This window comes from Mycobacterium sp. E3298 (assembly GCF_001666895.1).
Taxonomy (GTDB): domain Bacteria; phylum Actinomycetota; class Actinomycetes; order Mycobacteriales; family Mycobacteriaceae; genus Mycobacterium.
Genome location: NZ_LZJB01000346.1, coordinates 1 through 6,629 on the forward strand (window position 1 = coordinate 1; position 6,629 = coordinate 6,629).

At 67.7% G+C, this 6,629-nt stretch carries 8 protein-coding genes and 2 pseudogenes; 6 read left to right on the forward strand and 4 right to left on the reverse strand.

What is annotated here, in order from left to right; genetic code table 11:
• A pseudogene (gene pcaA / locus A9X05_RS16030) lies at nt 1–269 on the reverse strand (cyclopropane mycolic acid synthase PcaA); the annotation flags it as partial.
• A 197-nt stretch (nt 270–466) separates the two neighbouring features.
• A complete protein-coding gene (locus A9X05_RS16035) occupies nt 467–1,168 on the reverse strand; it encodes a TetR/AcrR family transcriptional regulator (protein WP_067757602.1) in 702 nt (233 codons plus the stop codon).
• Nucleotides 1,169–1,290: 122 nt separating this feature from the next.
• On the opposite strand from A9X05_RS16035, the gene A9X05_RS16040 reads away from it, so the two are divergent.
• The 6 genes from A9X05_RS16040 to deoC all read left to right on the forward strand — a co-directional run bounded on the left by A9X05_RS16040 (nt 1,291) and on the right by deoC (nt 5,377).
• Nucleotides 1,291–2,685, forward strand: a complete 1,395-nt coding sequence (locus tag A9X05_RS16040) for a DUF445 domain-containing protein (RefSeq protein WP_067757605.1) — start codon at nt 1,291–1,293, stop codon at nt 2,683–2,685.
• An 84-nt stretch (nt 2,686–2,769) separates the two neighbouring features.
• Complete coding sequence (locus tag A9X05_RS16045) at nt 2,770–3,195, forward strand: helix-turn-helix domain-containing protein (RefSeq protein ID WP_067757727.1); 426 nt, start codon at nt 2,770–2,772, stop codon at nt 3,193–3,195.
• Nucleotides 3,196–3,299: 104 nt separating this feature from the next.
• Complete coding sequence (locus tag A9X05_RS16050; RefSeq protein WP_067757608.1) at nt 3,300–3,905, forward strand: heparin-binding hemagglutinin; 606 nt, start codon at nt 3,300–3,302, stop codon at nt 3,903–3,905.
• A 77-nt stretch (nt 3,906–3,982) separates the two neighbouring features.
• Nucleotides 3,983–4,270, forward strand: coding sequence for a DUF2516 family protein (locus tag A9X05_RS16055; RefSeq protein ID WP_067282206.1), 288 nt, complete (start codon nt 3,983–3,985; stop codon nt 4,268–4,270).
• Between the two features lie 4 nt (nt 4,271–4,274).
• Complete coding sequence (locus A9X05_RS16060) at nt 4,275–4,691, forward strand: DUF2599 domain-containing protein (RefSeq protein WP_067782594.1); 417 nt, start codon at nt 4,275–4,277, stop codon at nt 4,689–4,691.
• Nucleotides 4,691–5,377, forward strand: coding sequence for a deoxyribose-phosphate aldolase (deoC, locus tag A9X05_RS16065; protein WP_067757614.1), 687 nt, complete (start codon nt 4,691–4,693; stop codon nt 5,375–5,377). Before A9X05_RS16060 ends, deoC begins: the two co-directional genes overlap by 1 nt.
• 114 nt (nt 5,378–5,491) lie before the next feature.
• Here the strand turns inward: deoC and A9X05_RS16070 are convergent, their stop codons facing one another.
• Together A9X05_RS16070 and A9X05_RS32230 are read right to left on the reverse strand one after the other, a co-directional pair.
• Nucleotides 5,492–6,535: a DUF2993 domain-containing protein gene (locus A9X05_RS16070; protein ID WP_067757617.1), complete on the reverse strand. Its 1,044-nt coding sequence runs from the start codon at nt 6,533–6,535 to the stop codon at nt 5,492–5,494.
• Nucleotides 6,532–6,629 (reverse strand): annotated as a pseudogene (locus A9X05_RS32230) (hydrolase); the annotation flags it as partial. The gene A9X05_RS16070 and the pseudogene A9X05_RS32230, both read right to left, overlap by 4 nt.

Genomic DNA, 6,629 nt, shown 5'->3' on the forward strand with positions numbered 1-6,629 from the left:
ACGTTGACGTCATATTTCTCGATCGCCCGGTGCAGCGCTCCTCCCCAGCCGCAGCCGATGTCCAGCAGCGTCATGCCCGGTTCCAGCTTGAGCTTGCCCAGCGCCAGGTCGATCTTGGCAAGCTGCGCCTCTTCCAGGGTCATGTCGTCGCGCTCGAAGTAGGCGCAGCTGTACGTCTGGGTGGGGTCCAGGAACAACCGGAAGAAATCATCGGACAAGTCGTAGTGGGCTTGCACGTTTCCGAAATGCGGCGTGAGCTGCACAGACATGTCGAGAAGAGCCTTTCATTTACGCGGAGGCAGGGACGCCCGGCCAGCACGGCGCAGCTGCGTCGCCCCCGGTGCACCCTCTGCATGCTAGTCGCTGCGGGCGATGCACGTCGTTCTCACTAGCGGGTCATAGCGTCACACGAAACGGGTCGAATTCACAAAATGAGAACCGCCCCGGGCCCCCCGCGGGGACGCATCTACTGGCCGCGGGGCGGAACGATCGGCGACGGGTGGGGCTCCTCGCGGAACTTCTCCAGCGATCCGCCTACCTCGACGATGCCCTTCAACGCATTCCAGCTCAGCATCGTCAGGTAGTCGATCAACTCGTCGCGGCTCATGCGCGGGAACGACATCCAGGAGTGGGTGGCCAGTTGCACACCGCCGACGATCAGGTAGGCCCACGGCTCCGCCCCGCCGGTGTCCATCCCCGCCTGCTGCATGCGTCGGCGCATCAGCACCGCGAGCATGCGGGCGATGATGCGCTCGGAGTCGGCGATCACCTTGCTCTTGCTGGCCGAGCTGTTCGACATCACGAAGCGGTATGGCTCGGGTTCGTTCGCGACGGTTTCGACGTACACCCGGATGACCTCGCGGGTCAGGTCGAAGCCGTCCAGATTGGAGGTCAGCGCCGAGGCCAGGTTGGGAATCAGGGTGGTTTGGGTGAACCGCATCATCACGGCGGTCGTCAGGTCGTTCTTGTCGACGAAGTAGCGATACAGCACCGTCTTGGATACGCCGATATCCGCGGCGATGTCGTCCATGCTCAGGGCGCCGCCCTGCCGCCGGATCGCGTCGATCGTGCCGTCTACCAACTCGTTGCGGCGCTCCACCTTGTGTTGGTGCCAGCGCCGCTTGCGGCCATCCGTCTTGGCCGCCGCCGCCAACGTTCGCTCTGCCACTGTCGCCGATATCCCATTCACTAGACGCCCTCGATAATACGGCGTGCGGGCCTGTTTCGAACGGTGACCGCGCGCCCCTCGCGGGCTTGTGAACAGTGCGGTCACACCAAACGCCCGCAACGATGAATGATGGAGTGGTGGTACACAGAGCCTCGCCCCGAGGCGAAGCACCGGGGCCCCGCGCGGCGGCCCCCGCCCCGACGACCCCGTCGAGCGGAACCGGGCGTCCCCATCCGTCGCTCGCCGAATCCTTCGCCGGCGCCGACCCGCAGGCCGACGCCGAGCGACGGGTGGCGCTGCGCCGGATGAAGGCGGTGGCGCTGAGCTTTCTGATCGGCGCCACCGGCCTGTTCCTCGGCTGCCGCTGGGCGCAGGCCCACGCGAACCTGGGCGCCTGGGTCGGCTATGTCGGTGCCGCCGCCGAGGCCGGGATGGTGGGCGCCCTCGCGGACTGGTTCGCGGTGACGGCGCTGTTCAGGCATCCGCTGGGCATCCCCATCCCGCACACCGCGATCATCAAGCGCAAGAAGGATCAGCTCGGCGAGGGGCTGGGCACCTTCGTGCGGGAGAACTTCCTGTCGCCCCCTGTGGTGGAGACCAAGCTCCGCGACGCCCAGGTGCCCGGACGGCTCGGCAAGTGGCTGTCGGAGGCCTCGCACGCCGAGCGGGTGGCCAGCGAGACCGCCACGGTGCTACGGGTGCTGGTCGAGCTGCTGCGCGACGAGGACGTCCAGCAGGTGATCGACCGGATGATCGTGCGGCGCATCGCCGAGCCCCAGTGGGGGCCGCCGGTCGGGCGGGTCCTGGCGACACTGCTGGCCGAGAACCGGCAGGAGGCACTTATCCAGTTGCTGGCCGACCGGGCCTTCCAATGGTCGCTGAACGCCGGCGAGGTGATCCAGCGGGTCGTCGAGCGTGACTCGCCGACGTGGTCGCCGCGGTTCATCGACCACCTGGTGGGCGATCGCATCCACCGGGAGCTGATGGATTTCACCGACAAGGTGCGCCGCAATCCCGATCACGAGCTGCGCCGGTCGGCGACCCGGTTCCTGTTCGAATTCGCCGACGACCTGCAAAACGACGCCGACACCATCGCGCGCGCCGACGCGATCAAAGAGCAGCTGATGGCGCGCGACGAGATCGCCAATGCCGCCGCGACGGCCTGGAAGACGCTGAAACGGCTGGTGCTCGAGGGCGTGGACGACCCGTCCAGCACGCTGCGCACCCGGATCGCCGACACGGTGGTCCGCATCGGGGAGTCGCTGCGCGACGACGCCGACCTGCGCGACAAGGTGGACAACTGGATCGTTCGGGCGGCCCAGCACCTGGTTTCGCAATATGGAGTCGAGATCACAGCGATCATCACCGACACCATCGAGCGCTGGGACGCCGAGGAGGCCAGCCGGCGCATTGAGCTGCACGTGGGCCGTGACCTGCAGTTCATCCGGATCAATGGGACCGTGGTCGGGTCGCTGGCGGGCCTGGTGATCTACGCGGTCGCGCAGGTACTTTTCTAGTAGTGCTAACAAGTGCTTGCAATAGCAAGCACTTGTAGTAGTCTGATGGCCGTCACCATCGACCATCCGACCCAGGAGCGCGCCATGGCACCCGAGGAGAAGCTCTCCGCGAAGGTGTCCAATGCCGCCTCCGACATGGCCTCGGACATCGGCAGCTTCATTCGCACCCAGCGCGAACTCGCGCAGGTCTCGGTGCGCCAACTCGCCGAAAAGTCCGGGGTCAGCAATCCGTACCTGAGCCAGGTGGAGCGCGGATTGCGCAAGCCGTCCGCCGACGTGCTCAATCAAATCGCGAAGGCCTTGCGGGTTTCCGCCGAGGTTCTCTATGTGCGGGCCGGGATTTTGGAGCCGAGCGACAAAAGCCAGGTGCGCGACGCCATTATCACCGACACCGCGATCACCGAGCGCCAGAAGCAGGTTCTGCTCGACATCTACACATCGTTCACCCAACAAAATGAAATCAGTGAACCAAGCGACGAGGAGTGTTCCACCGAACCCAACGGCGAGTGAGCTTCCCCCTTCTGGCCGGCACGCATAGACCACCGACCGCTTGGATTACAGCCCTTCGTCTCCCATAGCAACACCCAAGAACGCCGTTAACGAAAGGAATCACCATGGCGGATAACACCAACATCGAAGATCTGCGGGCTCCGCTGCTCGCGGCCCTCGGCGCGGCCGACCTGGCCCTGGCGACGGTCAACGAGCTGATCGCGAACCTGCGTGATCGCGCCGAAGAGACCCGCGTCGACACCCGCACCCGGGTGGAGGAGAGCCGCGCTCGCCTGACCAAGTTGCAGGAGGACCTGCCCGAGCAGCTCGGCGAGCTGCGCGAGCGCTTCACCAGCGACGAGCTGCGCAAGGCGGCCGAGGGCTACCTGGACGCCGCGACCAACCGCTACAACGAGCTGGTCGAGCGGGGCGAGGCCGCCCTGCAGCGGCTGCGCAGCCAGACGGGTCTGGACGACGCCTCCGCGCGCGCGGAGGGCTACGTGGACCAGGCCGTCGAGCTGACCCAGGAAGCGCTGGGCACCGTCGCATCGCAGACCCGCGCGGTCGGCGAGCGTGCAGCCAAGCTGGTCGGCATCGAGCTGCCCAAGAAGTCCGACGAGACGGCGAAGAAGGCCCAGAAGGCCGTCGCCAAGAAGGCGCCCGCCAAGAAGGCTCCGGCCAAGAAGGCTCCGGCCAAGAAGGCGTCCGCCAAGAAGGTCACCCAGAAGTAAGTCCGACGGTCGACTCGGAGTTGCCCTCGGGCAACTCTGAGTCGACGTTTGGGACGGGGCCCGCATACGCTTAAGGCGTGAGCCACCTCGTGGGAACCGTCATGTTGGTCTTGCAGATCGCCGTTTTGGTCACGGCGGTATACGCGTTCGTGCACGCCGCGCTGCAGCGGCCCGACGCGTACACGGCCGCGGAAAAGCTGACCAAGCCGGTGTGGCTGGTGATCCTGGGGCTGGCTGTCGCGCTGACGTCCATCCTGAGTTTTGTTTTCGGGGTACTCGGGATGGCGATCGCCGCGTGCGCGGCCGGCGTCTATCTCGTGGACGTACGGCCGAAACTTCTGGAAATCCAAGGTAAGTCGCGCTAGCCGGATGAAGGCGCTGCTGACGGCGCCCGCCGCCGTGCTTCTCGCGCTGTGGGGCCCGGCGGCCACCGCGGCGGCCGCTCCGGTTTTGCCGTCCCCGCCGTTCATCGACCACACCGAGTGGGGGCAGTGGCGCGGCATGAGCAGCCTGCGCGTCTTCCCGACACCGTCGGGGCGGGCGGCCGCCGCCGGGCAACCCGGCAACGTCGCGCTCGCCGACGAGGCGTGGGGCGAGGTGCTGGCGCTGTCGCCGGACGCGGACACCCCGGGGATGCGCGCGCAGTTCATCTGCCACTGGCAGTTCGCCGAGGTGGCCGAGCCCGGCAAGACCAGCTGGAACTTGGAGCCGTGGCGCCCGGTCGTCGACGACGCCGAGATGGTCGCGTCGGGCTGCAATCCCGGCGGGCCCGAGGAGAGGTTCTAGTGGCCGGCAAACCCACCCGGGCGCAGCTGGCGGCGATGGTCGACCACACGCTCCTCAAGCCCGAGGCCACCGAGGCGGACGTGGCCGCGCTCGTCGGCGAGGCCGCCGAATTGGGCGTCTACGCGGTGTGCGTGTCGCCGTCGATGGTTCCGGTCGCGGTGCGCACCGGGGGCGTCCGGGTGGCTAGCGTCGCGGGTTTCCCGTCGGGCAAGCACATTTCGGCGGTCAAGGCGCATGAGGCCGAACGGGCCGTGGCGTCGGGGGCCGCCGAGGTGGACATGGTCATCGACATCGGCGCCGCGCTGGCGGGAGACATCGACGCGGTGCGGGCCGACATCGCGGCCGTGCGGGCCGCCATGAACGACGTGGATGCCGGGTCGGTGCTCAAGGTGATCGTGGAGTCGGCGGTGCTGTTCTCCGGGACGGACGAGAGCACGCTGGTCCAGGTGTGTCGCGCGGCCGAGGACGCCGGCGCCGACTTCGTCAAGACCTCGACCGGGTTCCATCCCGCGGGGGGCGCGTCGGTGCGCGCGGTCACCGTGATGAGTCAGACCGTCGGGGGCCGGTTGGGCGTCAAGGCCAGCGGCGGCATCCGCGCCGCCGCGGACGCGCTCGCGATGCTGGACGCCGGCGCCACCCGGCTCGGCCTGTCCGGCACCCGTGCCGTGCTCGACGGGCTTGGCTGAATTGTCCGGCGCCTCACCGCGCCGTGCCGGCGCGCATCGTTGCCGAACGGGCTGAATTGTCCGGCGCCTCACCGCGCCGTGCCGGCGCGCATCGTTGCCGAACGGGCTGAATTGTCAGAGGTTGGCGAAGCAGGGGTCGTTGTTGTTGCCGGTCGGGATGCTTGCGTTACGCGTCGAGAAGTGGCTGGTCACACCGTCGTTGGTGACCTGCACGCTGTCCGCGTGGATGCCCAACGGGTAGTTCTTGGTGAACTGCGAGGTGAAGTCGTCCAGGGTCGACTGCACCGACTCCTTGGGCATCGTGAAGCCGAGCGCATTGAAGCTGACGATCTGCAGCTGAAGGCCGGTCCCCGACACCACCGGCTTGGTGGTCAGGTTGTCCAACATGCCCTTCAGCTCGATGGTCCCGTCGGCGGGGTGGGTGGTCACGGTGTTGGTGACGAACGGGCCCAGCACCGGAATCGCGTTCTGGACCGACTCCTTGATGCCGTCGGACGTCCAGGTGACGGTCGCGTCGAGTGAGCCGATCGTGCCCTTGGAGTCCTGCGTGTCCTTGAGCCGGACGTCGCGGATGTTGATGTCGATCTTCATGCCCTTGGCGTCGCGGACCTGGTTACCGGCGGTCTGCACCGAGATGTTGGTGTAGTGCTTGGTGAGTTGCTGCCACAGCATCAACGGCGCCACCCCGAACGATGCGGTGGCCTGGTCCTTGACCTCGCAGGCCACCGCTTCGGCGACCTTGCTGTTGGCGACGTGGCGGACGTACAGTTCCGCGCCGACCAGGCCTGCGATCACCAGGCAGACCACGATGATGCAGACCAGCAGCACCGAGAGCGGGTCGCGCAGGAAGCGGCGCTTCTTCTTGCCCTGCGCCGGTTCCTCGCCCGGGGTGGGCAGCTTCTCCGTCGGCCCCGCAGGCGGGGTCGGCGGGGGCGGCGGCGCGTACTCGGGCCGCTGCATGTTCGGCGGCGGCGTGGCGATCCGTTCGGTCTGACCCGGCGGCGGACCGGCGGCCGGCGGCGGGGGCGCGGGCGCCGGACCACCGGTGTTGATCCGCTCGGTCGGCCGCTCGGTGGGGGGCTGACCGAACGGGCCTTGGTTGCCGGGACGGCCCCACGTCGAAGGGTCCTGGTTCGGCGGTCCTTGTGGGTTCGTCACCCGACTGATTCTGCCCTATCGAGCTGAGCGAAATCTGAGTGGTTGCGCAGCACCGCGATGCTCTCGCGCGCCTTGACGACCCGGTCGACGTCGA